The organism is Streptomyces sp. Ac-502 (assembly GCF_045222935.1).
Taxonomy (GTDB): Bacteria; Actinomycetota; Actinomycetes; order Streptomycetales; family Streptomycetaceae; genus Streptomyces; species Streptomyces monomycini.
The window spans coordinates 6,180,974-6,199,188 of sequence record NZ_JBHFFO010000001.1 but is presented as its reverse complement, the minus strand read 5'-3'; the positions used below and the strand labels follow the sequence as shown (position 1 = coordinate 6,199,188).

The following is an 18,215-nucleotide window of genomic DNA, read 5'->3' as shown; positions in this document are numbered from 1 at the left end:
CGTAGCGTCCTGGGCATGAACGAGGTCGCCGCGTCGCCCGTCCCCAAGGTCACCGCCGAGAAGGCCGACGCATTGCCGATCGACGTCGCCACCATCGATGCGACCTGCGCCCGCGCTTTCGGCCTGCAGCGGGCGACGGCCCCGGGCCTGCCGGACCTGACACGGGCGCTGCGCGGTCACCTTGAACTGCTCATCCCCCCGGACCTGGCCGGGCAGGCGCCCCTGACTCAGGCCGCCGCACGGGACGCCACCAAGCTCTTGAAACTGCCCGACAACGCCGGGACGGCGCGCACTCGCGCCCGCGCGTTGGCGCAGGTGTGCCTCATACTCCTCGAACCGCACCGCCCCCGGCCGCACCCTCGGACGAGGAAACGCACGGGTGACCCGGGCTGGGGCATCCGTGTTCGCCATGCGCCGGGCCAGCGCCGCCGACGCCCCCGCCCTCACCGTCATGATCCTCAACCGCTGCCGGTGGCTGGAAGACCGCGGCCTGCCGAGCTGGCGCGACGCCGCCGAGAACATCACCTGCCAGGCAGGCGACGGGCACATGTGGGTCCTGGAGGAAGAGGGGGCCGCCTCGTCGGCTGCACCACCATCCAGCCCTTCTGCCCGCCCTGGGGCTGGACAGACCGAGAACTGGCCGAGCCAGCCGACCACCTGTACACGACGTGCACGGACCCGGCCTACTCCGCCCGTAAGCCCGGCACCCTCATCGCCTGGTGGGCCGTCCACCGGGCCGCCCTGAACAACAAACGGTGGGTGCGCCGCGGCTGCTTCGACCCCGCCTTGGTCCGCTACTACCAGTCGCAGCACTTCCACCTGGTCCGCGAGGTCCAGCGCACCACGAAACGTGTCTACCTCCTGGCCCGCCGTGCCGTGCCGATCGCCCCGGCCACAGTCACCGAACCACTGCTGCGCGCCGATCTCCAGCCCCTCCTGACCAAGGAGCCGACGCGATGAGCAGCGAGCCCCCACGACCGCATGATGATTCCGGCGACTCTCTGGAACATGTTGCCGCCCGGCATGACCACGCCCGCCAGCGCATGGTGGGGCGGCTGCGTGCCGTCGTACTCGCCCTGGGCCCGGTACGTGCCGCTCACCTGTACCCCGAGGCGCCTCGTCTCATCCTGCGCCACGACGGCTACCAGTGGACACCACTGACGACGGCTGCCGACTACGCCTCAGCCCAGCAACTTCTTCACGGACAGGTGGAACAACGCGATTCGGCTTGGGTGTGGCTCTTCCTGAGTGATATCGGGGTCAGGCCGTGGGCGCGTATCGATGCTGGTCAGCTGGGTAGTTCCGTTGATGTTCGCCGGCGAGGCGGTGCTACCAGCAGGCGTCGAGGTCGCCGTTTGCGGCGACGGCGCGGAGTTTGAGCACAGCTTCGACGCCGGCCAGGCCCCAGAGGGCGCCGCTGATGTCGAGGCGGTCGGCGATGAGGTGCCTGACTGCTCCCTCGATGATTCCGGTGGCGATGGGCCAGCCGGCCGAGAGTGCCTGGTCGTAGTGGAGGAAGTTGCTGTTGCTGCGCAGGTGCGGTCACTAAGTCTTCGGTGCTCTTGTCTCCGGTGCGGAGAAAGTACCGGTCCGCAGCCCACACCTTCTCCAGGACGTGGATGAAGTCGATGACGATGGCCGACCAGAACGCCGGCAGCGCCTGATCGCAGGCGTCCTTGCCGCACCGGGCCGGGTCCTCGGAGAGGGCGCCCTTGAGGGCGCGCTCCTTCCGCGTGCTTGTTCTGGCCTACTTGTGCGACGAGGCACGCCGCGCTCCGTGCCACTTCATGCAGGACGTCGGCGGCGGTTCCTACAGAAACTCGGGCTCCTGGCCTGAGCCGGTCCCAAGCTCGCGCGGCTTTCGATCAGCGGGGACCGCTGTGCACGTTGCGTACTTGTCGCCAACCGGGCAGTCGGGTGGTAACCGGCTAGAACTATGGGCATATTGACCGAAAAAGTATACGCCTGGCGCGTCATTGCAGGGTAGAAACATGCATCCGACATGTTTTACGGGAGGGGACCGAGATGAACGTGCTTCGTGGCGGGCGCTGGGCGATGCGTGGGGCGGCTGTCGCCAGTGCGGCCCTGCTGACGCTAACGGGGGCCACGTTGGCGACTGAGGCGGCCGCTGCATCCACTGCCGTCGCTGAAGACAACCCCTGCAATCCTAATTACTGCCCAGGTGCAAGCACCTTCATCATGAAATTCGACGGTGTTTCCGTTGAATTCATCTCATCCGTCAACGGCTGGGACACCAACACCCACACGCTGGTCCTGCAACGTGGGTCGTACCACAACCCTGTAGTCGACCGCTGGATTGACGACGCGATAGCCGGCCGCGAAGGGCGCCTCAAGAGCATGTCCGTCGTGGTGTACGACGATAAGGGGTGGGTGATGAAGCGGTACAACTTTGGGGGCGCATGGGTGGAGCGCATCGATAGCAACGGCTCGGGTCAGGCACTTCATATCAGGTACTTCACCCTTGAGATCACCGATTAGGGAGCAGGCAGGGACGCGAGGAGTCCTACTGGGACCTGGTCCAGTGGAGGGGCACCACCCTGGACGATCCTCAGGACGGCGAGGCGTACGCCCTCGCCATGGAACGCTGGCTGCTCACCCAGGACTGGGAGACATCCATCGCTGCCATGCCCGGCGGGGAGAAGCTTCCACTGTTCCTCGTGGCGATCTTTGCGCATGTGGGGGTCGTCATCGCCCTTGGGTGTGACTCTCCTGGAGTGAGCCTTTCCGATGTGGGTCGTTGCTGATCGCGTCGGTTTGCCGGATCGTCGTGTACAGAGTTCGGGTTCTTGGGGGCGGCGATGGTTTCGTGGCTGGAGGAGTTGGAGCGTCGCGAGGCTCGCGCACGGGAGCGGATCACGGAACTGCGAAAGCAGAACGAGGAGTTGACGACGAGCCTGGCCGAGCAGGAGGCCACCGTGTCCCGTCTGGAGATCACGCGGGAGACAATGACGGAGATCCTTTCTGGGGACGGTCCGGTCACCGAGCCGGACGGCACGGCCGAGCCCGCAGAGTCCGGAGGTGCGGCTCCGGCGGAGGCCGCCGAGGGGTTTGCGGTCGGCTCGCCGGTGGGGGTGCGGCTGGTGCCGGCCTGGTCGGCCGAGCTCGGGGTGGAGGCCCTGCCGCGCGCGTACGCGGACATCGTGGAGGTGCTCGCCGATGCGGTGCATCCGCTGCGGGCCCATCAACTGTGTTCCGTACTGGGGCTGTCGACGGACAAGTCCAAGGTGGAGGGGTTCCGGTCGAAGCTGAAGCGGCTGCGTGAACGAGGCTGGGTCATGGAAGTGTCGCCGGGGCTGTTCGCGTCGCGGGACGCGGCAGGGCGAGAGCGTGTGCCGGAGCCGGGCAAAGACTCCGCCATGTCGCGTCGCACCGGCGAGGAGGAGGGCTCCCGGTCCTAGCGTCGAGGGTGACGAAACCATCCGACCGCCCCGGATCGAGAGCCCGATGAAAGCCTACGCATCAGTGGCGACACGGTCTACAAGACCTGCCGACGGCTCGGGCTGCCGCCCAGCGTCCTGCGCATCGACCGGATCTACGACGAAGCACGCCACAGCGCCGACCCCGTCCGGCTGATGCAACTCTTCGGCCTGTCCAATCTCTCCGCCACCCGCTACGTCCTGGCCGCACACCCGGACAAGAAGAATGGCCCCATCGCCCCCTAGGGCCGTGCATCTCGGATGCGGGTGGGGTGGCCCCGGCCGTACTCTGTCCCGTCACGGGGACCGGGGCCTATCCCGCACGCTCCGTGCTGGTGCGGGCCGGGGCGGAGCTTAGCGCGTCTCGACATGGGGTGTCGTGGTGGCTTGCGGGCCCGCCCCGGCGCGAGGCGCCGTGGCAGCGGGAACCACAGCTGCCACCTGCCGCTGCTTCTTGCTTGCCGCACGCCGTTGCCAGGCGGGGATGCTGCGCTTGGTGTCGGGTAAGAAGGCCGGGGCCCGGTGTGCGGCCGGTGCTGGCTTGCGGTCTGGTCTCTTCCTGCAGTTCGCGGGCGGCCGTGTGCTTCGCTGGCCGGCAGCGAGTCACCAGTCCGAAGTGCCACGTTTGAGCATGGCGTCGCCGTGCGCGCCTTGGTGTGCGCTACAACCGGAATATGAATGATCCATTTGTGGTAGCTGAGGTGAATGCACTTTTGCCTAAGCTGGAGGACAAGCAGCTGCCGGCGTCTTTCGGGGCAGGCGATCGCGGTACGGGGGCAGCGGTCGGGGCCGTGGTGGGGCCGAGGTTCCTCGGAGCAGCCACTGACCTGATCGGGGCATGCGGTACCTGTTCCCCTGATCGGTGAGCACCGGGGCACGGTGCATCGTTCGACAGCGGATGCGGTGGCCGTGTAACTGCACGGTGCTGGGCACGGCAGCGTCAGAGGGTTCATTGTGCTGCTGTGTGCAGCCCGTCGAGCAAGTGCGGCCACGCCTCGGGGGAAAGTGATGGCCCATGCCGGGGATGACCCGCAATCGTGCTCCGGGGATGGCGCGTGCTGTCGCCCGGGCGCAGGCGACGGGCACGAGGGGGTCGTGGGTGCCGTGCAGGACCGTGGCCGGCAGGCGCAGCTTCTTCAGTGCTTTGGTCCGGTCGGCCGCGGTCAGGACGGCTGCCATCTGGCGGTGGGTGCCGTCGGGGTCGATGCCTCGGGCGTGGCTGCGGCGCAGGAGGGTCCGCGTGCCGTTTTCGTCGAAGGGCAGGTGGGGGAGGACAGCTTGCGCAGCATGGCCATGCTGGTGCGGATGTAGCCGTCCAGGTCGGTGGGGTGGCGGCGCAGGAGGTAGGGCAGGAGGGTGGGGTCGGTGCGGCGGCCGATGGTCAGTGCGTGGGGTGTGGACATCATCGACGTCAGGGACAGTGCTCGGTGGGGGTGCCGGAGGGCGAGTTCTTGGGCGATCATGCCGCCCATGGACGCTCCGACGATGTGAGCTGCGGGGATGTGGAGGTGGTCGAGGAGCCCGAGGGCGTCTTCGGCCATGTCGGTGAGGGTGTAGGCGGGCCGGGTCAGGCGCAGCGCGGTGCGCAGGAGGTGTGGTGGGGTGGTCAGGTGCTGTGAGCGGCCGCTGTCGCGGTTGTCGAAGCGGGTGACGAAGAAGCCTTCGGATGCCAGTTGGCGGCACAGGGCGTCGTCCCACCAAATCAGTTGTCCGTACATGCCGAAGATCAGGAGAAGGGGGCGGTTCCCCGGGCTTCCGATCGTCTCGTAGCAGAGGCTGATCCCGTTGCCGGTGGCGAAATGTTCAGTCATACAGACTCCCGGGGCCTTTGGGGAATCGCCGCTGTCCGGGGGACGGGGAGCGGTCAGGTGCGGCCGGGGTGGTGTTCTGCGCTGGTGGCGAGGTCGCCGAGGCTGTCGTGGATGTGCTGGGCGAGCAGGTCGGGGTCGGCGATGACGTCGGGGTCGATGTTGACGGTGACGTGGCAGTGGTCGCGGTAGGACAGCAGGGTGACGGCCACGGCGAATCCCATGACCGGTGCGATGGCGTAGATCTCCTGGGCGCGGACGCCGCCGACGGACAGGGGGTGCGGGGCCCGGGCATGTTGCTGATGCCGAAGTCATGGGAGGCGCACAGGCGCAGGAAGCCGGTCTCGAACCAGCGCCGCGGCAGCAGGGGGCTGATGCGGGCGACGGCGCCCATCCAGTCGGCGGCGTCGCGGTGGTAGGCCCCCTGGACGGCGGTGCGTACTTCGCTGATGCGCCGGCGGGCGTCGGGCTGGTCGGCGCGCAGGGTGAAGCGGACGATGAACCAGTGGTTGCCCATCGGGGCGAAGGGGCGCCGGCCGGTGAGCGGTGGCCGGGCGTACGGGGAGAAGACGCGCAGGCGGGGGCGCTGGATGTCGCGGGCCTGGTGGTATCGGTGGCAGCCGTGGGCGACCGCGGCGACGAGCGCGTCGTGCACGGTGCCGCCGCCGGCGACGGCGACGCCCTTGAACGCGTCGGTGGGCACCTTGGTGGTGTAGTAGCGGCGGGCGAAGCGGGTCTTCTTCGGCGGCACGGGGTAGGGCCGGTCGCGGATGTCGGTCAGGGCTTGGGCGGCGAACTGGGCGGCCTTGCGCAGACGGCGTGCCATACCGACCGGTCGGGCGATACGGCGTTCGGAGGCGGTGGCCGGGCCGGTGGCGGCTGGCGGAGCGGGGGTGCAGCCGGCTGCTGGGCGGCGGCTTGGCGCAGGAACATCTCGCGCAGGCGGACGCCGTCGGCGATGCTGTGCGAGATCTTGAGCATGTAGGCGGAGCGTCCGTCGTCCAGGCCGTCGATCAGGTAGCCGTTCCAGGGGGACCTGTTTTGGCAGAAGGGGGTTTCGGCCAGCGTCGCGGCGGTGTCGAGGACGTCGCGGCGGGTGCCTTTACCGCCCACGGTGATGTGGTGCAGGTGGTGTTCGAGGCGGAAGTCGGGGTCCGGGGCCCAGCGGGGGCGGCGGAAGGCGGTGGGGGTTCGTGGACGCGGGCTTGCATGCGGGGCATGCCCGCGCACAGGTGCCCGTGCCAGGCAACGAACTGCTCCCAAGGCAGCCGGTCTTCCAGGAACATTACGGCCACGATGATCGGTTTTGCGCGGGTGCCGCTCTCCACGCGCCAGGTCAGGTGGTCTTTGCTGCTCATGATGTCCGTGCCGGACGCGGTGGCGCGGAGTCGGTGCGCGGTGGTCGTGGTCATGATGTCTCCTCGTGTCTCGGTGTGCGGTGAGGCGGCGGCGCGCAGGGAAGGCCCTGTGCCGGACGCTGTCTGCTCTTGCCGGTGCAGGCGGGGCGCGGCTACGGGGTTCAGGTTCTTCGGCGGATGCGGTTGCGGGTCAGGGCGGCGGCCGCTGCGGCCGTCAAGCCGGTGGTGAGCACCGAGCGGGGTGTGGGGTGCGGCAGCGGCTGTTTCCCTTTGGGGACACCGAGGTTGGTGCGGGACTGCACGGTGAATTGCCGTGCGGCCAGGTCACCGAGCAGTGCCTGCATCTGGGTGGGTGTCTTCGCGACGGCGGTGAGTCCCTCGATGACCGCCCGTGCGACCTGCTCGGTGCTGAGCACTTCGCTCAGCAGATCCCGCAGAATGTCGCGCAGTGCCTCATGCAGGGCCTGGGACAGCTTGATGTCGGGGCAGATGCAGCGCACCGAGCCTTCGATGTTGGCCACGGATTTGCCGACGACGGAGACGAGCGGGGTGACCTGGATACCCCGGCTGGTGGAGTAGCGCAGGACCGCGGTGAGGGCGACGCCGAAGTTGAGTTCGTCGAGGGAGGCGTCGGCCCAGTGCGGCACAGCAGCGGACACATCGCTGATGAAGCCTGCGACGTCGCTCCAGGCAGTCGCCGATCCGAGGTTGATCCACTGCCGGGCCATGCCCGCCCCGTCGTTGTGTGCGAGGGCGAGGAAGGCCCCCAGGAAGGCGGTGCTGGTGTTGCGGTCGATTTTGCCGACCATGCCCCAGTCGATCAGGTGGGCGGTGCCGGCCTCGCTGACGAGGATGTTGCCCGGGTGGGGGTCGGCGTGGAAGGTGCGCTGGACGAAGTAGGACCGCAGCATGAAGGTGATCAGGTCGTGCGCCAGTGCGGTGCGCTGTTTGCGAGTCAGGGTGTGGGGTTTGATCTTGTTGATGGGGACGCCGTCGGCGAAGGTCTGCACCAGGACGCGGGGCGTGGCTTCGAGGACTTTGGGCACCGATAGCCGTTTGAAGCGTTTGGCGGCTTTGCGGGCGGCTTTCATGTTCGTGGCTTCGCGGGTGAAGTCCAGCTCGGGCTGCATGACGGTGAACAGGGCTTCCAGCACGGCCTGGGGGTTGACGACTTCCTTGAGGCGGGGAGCGGCCGTGCCCAGGAGGCGGGCGGCCCGGCGCAGGACCTTCATGTCGGCTTCCACGGCGGCCCGGGCGCCGGGGCGCTGGATCTTGATGACGCACGGGGTGCCGTCGGTGGTGGTGGCCTTGTAGACCTGGGCGAGCGAGGCCGCGCCCAGGGGATGGCCGGTGCGGAGGCAGGGGTACCGGCGGCGCCAGTCGGGACCGAGCTCCTCGTCCAGGATCGGTTCGAAGGCGGCGAAGGGCTCTGCGGTGGCCTCGTCGTTGAGCTGGGCGAGCTCCTCGCGGACATGCTCCGGCACCAGGTCGGGCCGGGTGGCGAGGATCTGGCCCACCTTGACGTACAGCGGGCCCAGTTCCTCCAGGGTGGCCCGGATGGTGTGCGCCCGCTGTTGCTGTTGGGCGTGCGCCGGGATCCGGGAGCTGCTGCCGGAACGCGCCCGTACGGCCCGGACGGCTTCCCCGTACAGGGACCGGGTGAGGATTCGGGCCGTACGGCGCGTGCGTCCCGGCGGCATGCGGTCCTCCTTCACTTCGCTGCGGGGCGCTCGGGTCAGGTGCCGTCCGGTCGGCTGTCCGGCGCGGCGGCCCCGGGCTTCGGGCCCGTGCCAGGAGCCGAGATGTGCTGTGCCAGGTGGCGGATTTCCGCGGTCAGGGCGCTGAGGTCCTGGTGTTGCTGCTTGTCGGTCTTCTGGTTCGTCTGCCGCTTGCGGCTGCCGGTGACGGCGTCGAGGGCCGCTTTGGCGGCGTCCTTGCCGTAGTCGAGCACCTGGTCGACGACCATGCCTGCGGTGACTTTCTTCTTGGCCATCTGAATTCTCCTCAGTGACGGGTCTGCCATGGAGGGATGCGGCTGTGCTGGTCAGTGCGCGGCAGCCGGTGTGCGGGTCTCATCGGCCGGGCCGCGCTCGCGGGATGCGGGGATGTCCGGAGCGGTGAATCCGCTGCCGGGGACCGACATGCCGCCGTCGACCGCGAGGGCCTGTCCGGTGATGAAGCCGGCCGCCGGGCAGGTCAGGAACAGCACGGCCTGGGCGACGTCGTGCACGCTGGCCCACCGGCCCAGCGGGGTGCGGCTGAGCAGCCAGTGGGACAGTTCCTCGTCGCCTTCGAGCGTTTCGAAGGCGCCGGTGTCCACGATGCCGGGGCATACGGCGTTGACGCGGATGTGTTGTGGCCCCCAGGCCACGGCCAGGCTGCGCACGAGCGAGACTTGCGCGGCCTTGGTCATGGCGTACGCCTCGCCGGCCGGTGCGCCCATCAGGCCCACGGCGGAGGACATCAGCAGCACGGAAGGCTGTGGGGATCGGATCAGGTGGGGGTGGGCGCTTCGGCACAGCTGCAGGGCCGCGGTGAAGTTGACGGCCAGGGCTGCCGACCAGTCCTCGTCTCGGCTGTGCAGCAGGGGGGCCATCCGGAATTGACCGGCGGCGTCGGCCGTGTAGGCCCCGGCGATGTGGATCAGGGCGTCGAGCCCTCCGAGGCTCGTGGTGGCGGCCTCGACCAGCCGCGCAGGTGCGCCGGGATCGCGGAGGTCGCCCGGGAGCAGGTGGGCACCGTGGCCTTCGGCGGCGACCTGTGCGGCCACGTCCTGGAGTCCTTCGGCGTGGCGGCCGTTGAGGGCGAGGTCGGCTCCGGCTTTGGCGAGGGCCTGGGCGGTGGCCTGGCCGATGCCGCAGGAGGCGCCGGTGAGCAGGATCCTGGCGCCGGCCAGTGCCGGGGGCGGGGAGGACGAAGTCATGATGCTCCTGGTGACGAGGCCGGGCGGCGCCTGCCGGGCCGCCCGGCGCGGTGGCGGTTACTCGGCGATGAAGGTGTGGTGGGTCCAGCGGAAGACCGGCACGGTGGCGCCGTCGGTGTCCTGGCGGGTGCCGGCGAAGGCGTAGTGCTCGTAGCGGTTGAGGTGGGGGATCTTCAGGTCGGTGCCGTGGTCGTCCTGGGGCACCGCGCGGCGTCCGGCGAGGTGGTCCGGTCCGCCTTCCAGCAGGGCTTCGGTGGTGTGGGGCATGTGCTTCATCCCTTCTGCGGCAGCGCGAGACGGTCGAGCAGGTCCTCGGCCAGGGCGGTCAGGGTGGGTTTGGTCCACAGGGCCGTGCGCGGGATGTCGCAGCGCAGCGTGCGCTGGAGCCGGTTGCGCAGTTCGATGGTCAGCAGCGAGTCCAGGCCCAGGGAGACCAAGGAGGCGCCCGGGTCGATGCGTTCGGCGTCGCGGCTGAGCACGTCGGCGAGCTCGCCGATGATGTGGTCCTGCAGGCGTTCCAGGCGCTGGGTCTGTTCGGCGCGGGTGAGGTCTTCCAGCAGGTCGCCTGGTGACTCGGTGTCGTTGTGGGGCGTGATCAGCGGCTGGAAGAAGGGCGAGGAGGCGGTGGCCGGGTAGGCGGCCAGCCAGTCGTGCGGGTGCAAGGCGATGTAGGCCGTGCGCTGGCGGTCGTGGCGCAGCAGGTGCTCCAGGGCCGCGATGCCCTCCTCAGGGGTGATCATGTCGAAGCCGCGGGCCCGGGTCTGCGCGCCGCGCCCGACCTCGGCCCAGGGGCCCCAGTTGATCGCGGTGGCGGGCAGGTTCTGGGCCCGGCGCCAGGAGGCGAATTCGTCCAGCCAGGCGTTGGCGGCGGCGTAGGCGCCCTGGCCGGGCGAGCCGACGGTGGAGGTGAAGGAGGAGAAGAGCACCCACCAGTCCAGTTCGCGGGCACCGGTGGCCTCGTGCAGCCGCCATGCTCCGTAGGCCTTGGGGCGCCAGACCTGCTCCAGCAGCTGTGCGTCGATACCCGTCGCGGTGGCGTCCTTGAGGTCCATGGCGGCGTGCACCACTCCGCGCAGCGGCATCCCGCCGGCCTCGGCCGCGTGCACCAGGTTCTCGGCGGTGCCAGCAGCGGCGATGTCGCCGCGCACCACCTCGATGCGGGTGCCCGCGCAGCGCAGCTCGTCCAGGACCTCGGCGGTCTCGGCGGACGGGGCCGAGCGGCTGTTGACGACGACGGTGCCCGCGCCGTGCCCGGCCAGCCAGCGGCACACCAGCATCCCCAGGCCGCCCAGCCCGCCGGTGATCACATAGCTGGCGTCGGCGCGGACGACCGGCACCTCGGGCGGCGGGGTGACGGCGGTGACCGGTCCGGCGCCGGGCCAGGCCAGCGCCAGGGAGCCGGTGTGCCGGCCCTCGGGGGCGGCGCGCAGCGCCGTCGCGGCGTCGGTGACCGGGTAGACGGTGCACGGCCAGGCCGGCAGGTCGCCGCGGGCCAAAGCCGGTCCGACCTCGGCCAGAACGCCGGCGACGGTTTCGGGGGCGCCGGTCAGCAGCTGGCGGGAATCGAACGTGCTCACGGTGATGCCCTTGCCGAATGCCGTCCACGCCAGCCGCATCGCCTCCGCCCCGGCAGGGGTGACGGCGGCCACGAGGCGGCCGGCAGCGGCGAGCGCATCCAGACAGGCCCGCAGCGCCTGCGCGGTAAGGGCAGAGCCGGTGAAGATGACCTGGAACCCGGCCGTTCCCGCGGCGTGCCGGGCTGCGTCGGCGAAGCCGTGCGCACCCGGGGACGGAAGGCAGGAGACGCCGATGCCGTTCAGGTAGCGGCGCTGGGCCGCGGTGGCGGCGGTGGCCCAGACGTTGGCCTTGCGGGCACGGGCGATGTGCACGGCGGCCAGCCCGGCGCCGTGCCCGGCGTCATGGATCAGGACGTGTTCGTGGGGTTCGAGCCGGGCCAGGTGCCGCAGGCCGTACCAGGCGGTCAGGCAGGGCAGCGGCAGGCAGGCGGCCTCGGCGGGCCGCATCCCGTCGGGCAGGGGCAGCACCCAGTCGGCGCGGGCGAGCGCGTAGTTGCTCATCTCCGCGGGTTCCAGGACGGCGATCACCTGCTGTCCGGTGCGCACCGTGTGCACGTCGGGGCCCACGGCGCTGACCGTGCCCGCGCACTCCACAGCGTCCGGTCCGGGCTGTTCGCCCGCGGGTGCAGGGATCGCGGTGCCGGTGGCCTGTACGCGGATCTGCACCTGCCCGGGGCCGGGGCTGCGCCGGGCCCCGCGCACCAGCTCCGCGGTGCCCACGTCGTGGGCCTGGCGGCAGCGCACCGTCAAGGTGTGCGTCTCGAAGCGGCAGGCGGTGCGCCGCCGCTCGTGCGCCTCCAACGGAGCGTGGGTCAGGCGCGCGAGGTAGCGGGTGGCGCCGCGCCAGGCGACTTCGTCGGCGCGCTCTTCGGGCCCGGCCAGCACCTCGTCCGCCAGATGCGCCGCGGTGGTGGCACCGTCGGCGTCGATGAGGGTGGGCAGCAGTTCCGGGTGTTCGTAGGTCAGGACGCGCAGCAGGCCGCGCACGCCGGCCTGGTCCAGGTGCGGACGGTCGTCGGGCCGGACCCACTGGGCGGCACGCGTGATCACCGTCAGGCGGGGCCGGGCGTCTTCTGCGTGCTCGGCCAGTGCCTTCAGGCTCTGCACGACGTGCGCGACGTGCTGCAGGGCGTGCTCGGCGCCCAGCGCGTCGGGCACCGGCCGCGGCGACGGCAGCCACACGATGATGCCGTCGAGGCCGCCGTCCGCCTGGCTCAGGAACGTGCCGAAAAGGCGGTGCGACGCGGGCGCCGGCGGTGGGGCCGCCAGACGATGGACGGTGGCGCCGCGGGTTTCGAGGGCGTGGGCGAAGGCGGCGGCCGGCGGATCCTCGGCGTCGCTGCTGACCAGCAGCCAGCTGCCACCGGCTTTCGTGTCGGCGGCCAGCGGGACCGGCTCCCACCGCTGCTGCAGCAGCGGCGCGTTGAAACGCTCCTGCGCCGGCGGCGGGGCGCCGTGCGCGAACCGTACGTCCTCGGCTTCGGCGAGGACGGCCCCGCTCTCGTCCAGCAGCTGGAAGCTGCCGGTGGCCTCGCGTGGCCGGGCGGCATCGAGCCGGACGTGGCACCAGCGGGCCCGCGTGGTGTCTGCGTAGGTGCGCAGCCGGCCGATACCGCGGGGGAAGGTGTGTCCGTCGTCCACGTCGGTGGCGTGGTGCCACAGGGCGAGCATCGCCTGCAGGCCGGCGTCCAGCAGCACCGGATGCCATCGGTAGGAGGCCGCGCCGGGCCGGGCCGCATCGGGCACCGTCACTTCGGCCAGGGCGCCGGCCGTGCCCTGCTGCGGGAGGTTGAGGGCCGTCAGGCTCTGGCAGCCGGGGCCGTACTGCAGACCGTGAGCGGTGTGCCAGCGGTCCCTGAGCGGGGCGAGGTCCGCCGGCCGCCGGTACCGGGCGCGCAGCCCGGCCAGGTCCGCCGGCTCCGGGGGCGGCGTTGTGTCGCAGGTGAGGCGGGCGGTGCTGTGGCGCTGCCAGGGCTCGTCGGCCGGGCGAGAGCGCATCTGCCAGTCGGCGCGGTGTTCGTCGGCGGGCTCGCAGATCACGGTGACGGGAGTGTCGTGCTCCTCGACGGGCAGCATGAGCTGGAAGTCGATGTCGCAGACCTCGGCCCGTCCCGGCGAGCCGGGAAAGACGGTGCCGGCGGCGGCCAGGGCCATCTCGCAGTAGCAGGCGGCGGGCAGCACCGCGAGGCCCTCCAGCCGGTGGTCGGCCAGCCAGGGCATGCGGCCAATACCCACGGCGCCCTGCCACAGATGGCGCCCGTCGTCCTGCGGGTCTGCGACATGCTCTCCCAGCAGCGGGTGGGGCCGCTCGGGAGAGCCCTGCGTCAGCGTGGACGGCTCGACCCGATGGGGCCGGCGTTCGAAGGCGGTGGGTGGGACATCGGCCAGCTGCCCGGCTTCGAGCAGGCGCTGCCATGGCACCGGGAATCCGGCGCAGTGCGCGGCCGCGAGGCGGGTGGCGAAGGTCAGGCACTCGTCCTCGTCGCGCTGCAGGGCCGGCACAGTCCTGGCGTGGGTGTTGCCGGCGCCGGCCAGCGTCGCCTCGACCGCGCGGGTCAGCAGCGGGTGCGCGTTGACCTCCAGGAACAGGCCGTGGCCGTCGCCTGCGGCTGTGGTGATGGCGGAGGAGAACAGCACCGGGCGGCGCTGGTTGGCGCACCAGTAGGCGGCGTCGAACGCGGCGTCGGCGCGCGGGTCGTCGAGCACCGTGCTGTAGAAGTGCAGCTTGGGCGTACGGGGCGTCACCTCCCGCAGAGCCGTCCGCAGATCGTCGAGGACGGGGTCCATTTGCGCCGAGTGCGAGGCGACATCGACGCGCACGCGCGCAACGCCGACGCCGCGCTCCTCCCACATCCGCAGCAGATCGCCGACCTGTCCGGCGTCACCGGAGACGACCGTGTTGTGCGGGGCGGCCACCACCGCCACCGAAACCGCATCCGCCCCGGCACGCCGCAGCTCTGCTTCCACCTCGGCCGCGCCGAGCTGGACGGACGCCATGGCACCGCGCCCGGCGGTGCGCTTGAGCAGCCGGGCCCGGCGGCAGATCACGCGCACGCCGTCGGCCAGGCTCAGGCCCCCGGCGACGACCACGGCGGCCACCTCGCCCATGGAATGCCCGATCACCGCGGCCGGCTGCACCCCGTGGGCCTGCCACAGCGCGGTCAGCGCGATCTGATACGCGAAGATCACCGGCTGGACGCGGTCCACCCCGCTCACCACCTCCGGCGCGGCCAGCACCTTGCGCAGGGAGAAGCCGCCCTCCGCCTGCAGCAGCGGCTCCAGTTCGTCGATCGCCGCGGCGAAGGGCGCACTGTGCGCCAGCAGGCGCTGCCCCATACCCGCCCACTGGGAGCCGTGGCCGGAGTAGACGAACACCGCACCGGCGCCCACCTTCCCCACCTTGCCGTCCACCAGACCCGGCGCCGGCTGACCGGTGGCGTGCGCGCGCAGCCGCTCCACCAGAGCGTTGCGGCCACCGGCCACCACGCCGAGCCGCTGCTGGGCGTGCGAGCGGCGCACCGCCAGCGTGTGCGCGACATCACGCAGCGGCACCCGGGCCCCCTCGTCCTCCAGCCACTCCGCCAGCCGGCCGGACGCGGCCCGCAGCGCCGCCCCGGAGCCGCCACTGAGCAAAAACGTAGGCTGCGCCACCGCCGCGGACCCTTCTCCGTGCGCCCGCGCTGCCGCCTTCCGTGACAAGGCGGCCGGTCCCGTGACCGGTGAGGAAGCGAGGGCCGGGGCCTGCTCGACGATGACGTGCGCGTTGGTGCCGCCCACGCCGTAGGAGGTCACCGCCGCCAGCCGGGGCCCGGCCTCGACCGGCCAGGACTGGCACCGGGTGGGGACGAACAACCGGGAACCGTCGGCGTCGATCTGCGGGTTCCACCGCTGAAAGTGCAGCGTGGCCGGGACGCGGCCGTGCTGCAGGCACACGATGGTCTTCAGCAGACCGGCGATGCCCGATGCCGGCTCGGTGTGCCCGATATTGGACTTCAGCGACCCCAGCGCACACCGCCCCGGACCAGGGCCGTAGACCGCATTCAGGGCCGCGAACTCGATGGGATCACCCACCGCAGTGCCCGCGCCGTGGGCCTCCACCATGCCCACCTGCCCCGGATCCACCCCAGACCGGGCCAGCGCAGCTTCCCCACCCGCTGTTGCGCCTGCTGCGAGGGGGCCGTGAGCCTCACCGAGCGGCCGTCCTGGTTGACCGCCGAGCCACGCACGACCGCCAGGATGCGGTCGCCGTCGCGCACCGCGTCCTGGAGGCGTTTGAGCAGCACCACGCCGCAGCCCTCGGCACGCACGTAGCCGTCCGCCGCAGCATCGAAGGAGTGACAGTGGCCGGTGGGCGAGAACATGTCCCACCGGGCCTCGGAGATCATCGCTTCCGGACTGAGGACCACCGACGCCCCGGCGGCCAGCGCCGCATCACACTCCCGCGCCCGCAGACTCTGACACGCCAGATGCAGCGCCACCAGCGAGGACGAACAGGCCGTGTCCACCGCCAGGCTGGGACCGTGCAGATCCATCAAGAACGACAGCCGGCCCGCCCCGACCCCGTGCATCGCACCGGTCATCCAGTACGGGCCGGTCTCCTGCGGCGTGCGGTGCGAACGCACCAGGTGATCCGGCACGTACATACCGGTGAACACCCCGGTGGTCGTGCCCCGCAGCGCCTCCACGGGAATGCCGGCGTGCTCGCATGCCTCCCAGGCGACCTCCAGCAACAACCGGTGCTGCGGATCCAGCCAGCGTGCCTCCGGCCCGCTGATCCCGAAGAAGTCCGGGTCGAACGCGGTGATGTCCTCCGTCAGGAAACCGCCACGGCGGATACGCTCTACCGTGTTCGGCGGCAGCTCGGCGTGCAGTCGGCGGGTGTCCCAGCGGCCCGGCGGCACCTCGATGACGGCTTCCCGCTCCGCCTCCAGCAGCCGCCACAGACCGGCCAGACTCGCCACCCCGCCGGGCAGTCGGCAGCCCGCCCCGACCACCGCCACCGGCTCCGCCGGACCGGCCGCCTCATCGTGCCTGGGTATCACTGCGCTCACTGCCTCTCCTCGCTAGCCGTCGATGCCTTCGTTGCACCCGCCGCTGCCGCGCACCTGAGCTCCGGTCCGCAGAGCCGCAGACCTGCACCCGTACGGCTTCTGGCGCCACCACGTGCGTTCGACAAGGTCGTAAGCCCCCGCGCACGGCGGCACCCCACGGGGCCCGGCCCGTAGCCCGGCGCCCACGGTGTGCTGCACTGCCCCGCGGAAGGCTTCCGTTCCGGCCGCGCATCGGGACAGACGGCCGACGGCGGCGGGTATGGGCTTACGACTCACCCACCGCCGAAAGACCTAACGTGCGGACCCGCGTCACACGGACAACGCTTGTGGCCTTGTGAACAGCCCGGTCGGCAGGGAGGCGACGTGACGACTACCGGATCCAACCCCCGCCTGACCGCGCTGCTAACCGAAGCCGGCTGGTCCGACGCCGCCCTGGCCCGAGCCGTCAACGCCCTGGCCGCTGCACAAGGTCTGCAACTGAACTACTCCCGCGCGTCCGTCGCTCACTGGCGCCGCGGATCCCGGCCTCCTGCCCCCGTACCAGCCCTGGCAGCACAAGCCTTCACCCGACGCATCGGCCGCCCCGTCAGCTCCCACGACACCGGCCTCGCCCAGCTCACCGCCCACGAAGCCGCTCAGTCACCACCCCAGGCAGACCACCGCTCACCCGTGCAGCAGCTGCTCGCACTCGCTCGCAGTGACATCGACCCCGTGCACCGCACCGACTTGCAGCGCGCCGCCTATACCCTGAACCCCACAGCACACACCGCTCCCACCGCATTCGCGCGCCCGCTACCCCAGCACACCAAGCCCAGCAGCGCCGACGACACCGCCGCTCCACAGGCGCTCTTGCAAACGTTCACCGACCTGACCCAGCGCCACGGCGGACGCTGCGCCCGCACCGCCCTGGCCGCCTACCTCGCCGACGACATCTGCACCCTGCTCACCCAGCGCGCCGACCGCCCTGAGCAAACCCGGCTCCTCACCTGCACCGCCCAACTCACCCACCACCTCGCGGTCATGACCGACGACGCCGGCCACCACCACCTGGCTCACCGCTACTTCACCCTGACACTGAACCTCGCCCACCACGCGGGGTGCCGAAAGACCTACGCCATCACCCTGCGCACCATGAGCGCCCAGGCGCTCCGGCTCGGCCACCTCCACCACGCCCGGGTCCTGGCCGAGAACTCTGCCCGCACCGCCGAATCCACCAGCCCCACCGCGCTGACCTCATTCATCCTCATTCAACAAGCCTTGATAGCCGCACACGACCGACAACCCCCGCGCGCACGCGAACTCATGCAGGCGGCGGAAAACCAGCACGAACAGCCTGCTGCGTCAACCGGTTCCTTCAACACCTATCCTCTCGCCGCTCTGCATTACCAACGAGCTGCCGTCCTCCGAACACTGGGACAGCACGCCCAGGCCCTCGCAGCCCTGCAGTCCTCGACGCGTCATCGAGATCCCGGCGATCACCGATCCCTCGCCCTCTCCCATGCGCACACCGCCGATATTCATTTACGCCTAAAAAATTTAGACGCCGCCTGCACGCACTGGCACAGATTCCTCGCCTTCTACGCTTGTTTGCATTCCTGGCGCGCCGACCAGGCTCTGACCCGCCTGCGCCAGAGCCTGCTGCCTCACAGGAACTATCCGCCCGCAAAAGACGTATTGGACCGTGGCCAGCACACGTCCCGAAACGCCTCCTTCAGGAATTTCTCGGGCGGATGCCGCTGAAGTCCCGCCGGAACTGGTTCGGCACACAGTGCCGAGCACGTCACTCGCCGGCGCTGGCTCCGGGCGAGCCCGCGGCGAAGACCACACCCGCAGCGGCGGCTTCGACGCCGCACTCATCCTGCACCCCGCCAGCACCAGCCACCGCACCCGCGTCCACGTCCTCACCCTGCCCGGCCGCTTCCTCAACCACGGCACCCGGCCCGCGTTCGAGGACTGACCACCTACGCCTCCGGAACCGGCGCATCTCATGCCCGGGAGAGCCTATGTCCGAAGATTCACCAACTGGCACGGCCGCCTCCTGGATATCACCGTCCACGTCGG

General features: G+C 70.8%; 17 protein-coding genes. 7 read left to right on the top strand and 10 right to left on the bottom strand.

What is annotated here, in order from left to right; translation table 11 throughout:
- The first annotated feature begins 15 nt into the window (after window positions 1-15).
- The 5 genes from ACEXOX_RS28285 to ACEXOX_RS28265 all read left to right on the top strand — a co-directional run bounded on the left by ACEXOX_RS28285 (window position 16) and on the right by ACEXOX_RS28265 (window position 3,419).
- A complete protein-coding gene (locus tag ACEXOX_RS28285; RefSeq protein WP_406523976.1) occupies window positions 16-960 on the top strand; it encodes a hypothetical protein in 945 nt (314 codons plus the stop codon).
- Window positions 957-1,379: a DUF6087 family protein gene (locus ACEXOX_RS28280; protein ID WP_371858695.1), complete on the top strand. Its 423-nt coding sequence runs from the start codon at window positions 957-959 to the stop codon at window positions 1,377-1,379. The genes ACEXOX_RS28285 and ACEXOX_RS28280 overlap by 4 nt, the downstream gene beginning before the upstream one ends.
- Before the next feature lie 646 nt (window positions 1,380-2,025).
- Window positions 2,026-2,499, top strand: a complete 474-nt coding sequence (locus tag ACEXOX_RS28275; RefSeq protein WP_125045532.1) for a phage tail protein — start codon at window positions 2,026-2,028, stop codon at window positions 2,497-2,499.
- A gap of 98 nt (window positions 2,500-2,597) precedes the next feature.
- Entirely contained in the window at window positions 2,598-2,765 is a 168-nt protein-coding gene (locus ACEXOX_RS28270) for a hypothetical protein (RefSeq protein ID WP_406523975.1), read from the top strand.
- 54 nt (window positions 2,766-2,819) lie between these two features.
- Window positions 2,820-3,419: a hypothetical protein gene (locus ACEXOX_RS28265; protein WP_406523974.1), complete on the top strand. Its 600-nt coding sequence runs from the start codon at window positions 2,820-2,822 to the stop codon at window positions 3,417-3,419.
- Window positions 3,420-4,154: 735 nt separating this feature from the next.
- On the opposite strand, the gene ACEXOX_RS28260 is transcribed toward ACEXOX_RS28265, so the two are convergent.
- The 10 genes from ACEXOX_RS28260 to ACEXOX_RS28215 all read right to left on the bottom strand — a co-directional run bounded on the left by ACEXOX_RS28260 (window position 4,155) and on the right by ACEXOX_RS28215 (window position 16,154).
- Window positions 4,155-4,616, bottom strand: a complete 462-nt coding sequence (locus ACEXOX_RS28260) for an alpha/beta fold hydrolase (protein WP_406523973.1) — start codon at window positions 4,614-4,616, stop codon at window positions 4,155-4,157.
- The gene (locus ACEXOX_RS28255) at window positions 4,601-5,248 is read right to left on the bottom strand and encodes an alpha/beta fold hydrolase (protein ID WP_406523972.1); all 648 of its coding nucleotides are present in this window, start codon (window positions 5,246-5,248) and stop codon (window positions 4,601-4,603) included. The genes ACEXOX_RS28260 and ACEXOX_RS28255 overlap by 16 nt, the downstream gene beginning before the upstream one ends.
- Window positions 5,249-5,301: 53 nt before the next feature.
- A complete protein-coding gene (locus ACEXOX_RS28250) occupies window positions 5,302-5,469 on the bottom strand; it encodes a WS/DGAT domain-containing protein (protein ID WP_406523971.1) in 168 nt (55 codons plus the stop codon).
- Window positions 5,470-6,022: 553 nt separating this feature from the next.
- Window positions 6,023-6,475: a wax ester/triacylglycerol synthase domain-containing protein gene (locus ACEXOX_RS28245; protein WP_406523970.1), complete on the bottom strand. Its 453-nt coding sequence runs from the start codon at window positions 6,473-6,475 to the stop codon at window positions 6,023-6,025.
- 289 nt (window positions 6,476-6,764) lie between these two features.
- Window positions 6,765-8,303: an ABC1 kinase family protein gene (locus tag ACEXOX_RS28240; RefSeq protein ID WP_406523969.1), complete on the bottom strand. Its 1,539-nt coding sequence runs from the start codon at window positions 8,301-8,303 to the stop codon at window positions 6,765-6,767.
- Window positions 8,304-8,338: 35 nt separating this feature from the next.
- Window positions 8,339-8,596, bottom strand: coding sequence for a hypothetical protein (locus ACEXOX_RS28235; RefSeq protein ID WP_125045537.1), 258 nt, complete (start codon window positions 8,594-8,596; stop codon window positions 8,339-8,341).
- 51 nt (window positions 8,597-8,647) lie between these two features.
- Window positions 8,648-9,526 carry an SDR family NAD(P)-dependent oxidoreductase gene (locus tag ACEXOX_RS28230; RefSeq protein ID WP_406523968.1) on the bottom strand — a complete coding sequence of 293 codons (879 nt, stop codon included), beginning with the start codon at window positions 9,524-9,526 and terminating at the stop codon, window positions 8,648-8,650.
- A gap of 57 nt (window positions 9,527-9,583) precedes the next feature.
- On the bottom strand, window positions 9,584-9,793 hold the full coding sequence (locus tag ACEXOX_RS28225; protein WP_244955176.1) for a DUF5988 family protein: 210 nt from the start codon (window positions 9,791-9,793) through the stop codon (window positions 9,584-9,586).
- A 5-nt stretch (window positions 9,794-9,798) separates the two neighbouring features.
- Complete coding sequence (locus ACEXOX_RS28220) at window positions 9,799-15,225, bottom strand: SDR family NAD(P)-dependent oxidoreductase (RefSeq protein WP_406523967.1); 5,427 nt, start codon at window positions 15,223-15,225, stop codon at window positions 9,799-9,801.
- Window positions 15,144-16,154, bottom strand: coding sequence for a polyketide synthase (locus tag ACEXOX_RS28215; RefSeq protein WP_406523966.1), 1,011 nt, complete (start codon window positions 16,152-16,154; stop codon window positions 15,144-15,146). Before ACEXOX_RS28215 ends, ACEXOX_RS28220 begins: the two co-directional genes overlap by 82 nt.
- Before the next feature lie 363 nt (window positions 16,155-16,517).
- On the opposite strand from ACEXOX_RS28215, the gene ACEXOX_RS28210 reads away from it, so the two are divergent.
- Window positions 16,518-17,894 (top strand): hypothetical protein, encoded by a 1,377-nt coding sequence (locus ACEXOX_RS28210; RefSeq protein ID WP_406523965.1) that lies wholly within the window; start codon window positions 16,518-16,520, stop codon window positions 17,892-17,894.
- Window positions 17,895-17,922: 28 nt separating this feature from the next.
- Window positions 17,923-18,111: a hypothetical protein gene (locus tag ACEXOX_RS28205; RefSeq protein WP_406523964.1), complete on the top strand. Its 189-nt coding sequence runs from the start codon at window positions 17,923-17,925 to the stop codon at window positions 18,109-18,111.
- Window positions 18,112-18,215 lie beyond the last annotated feature (104 nt).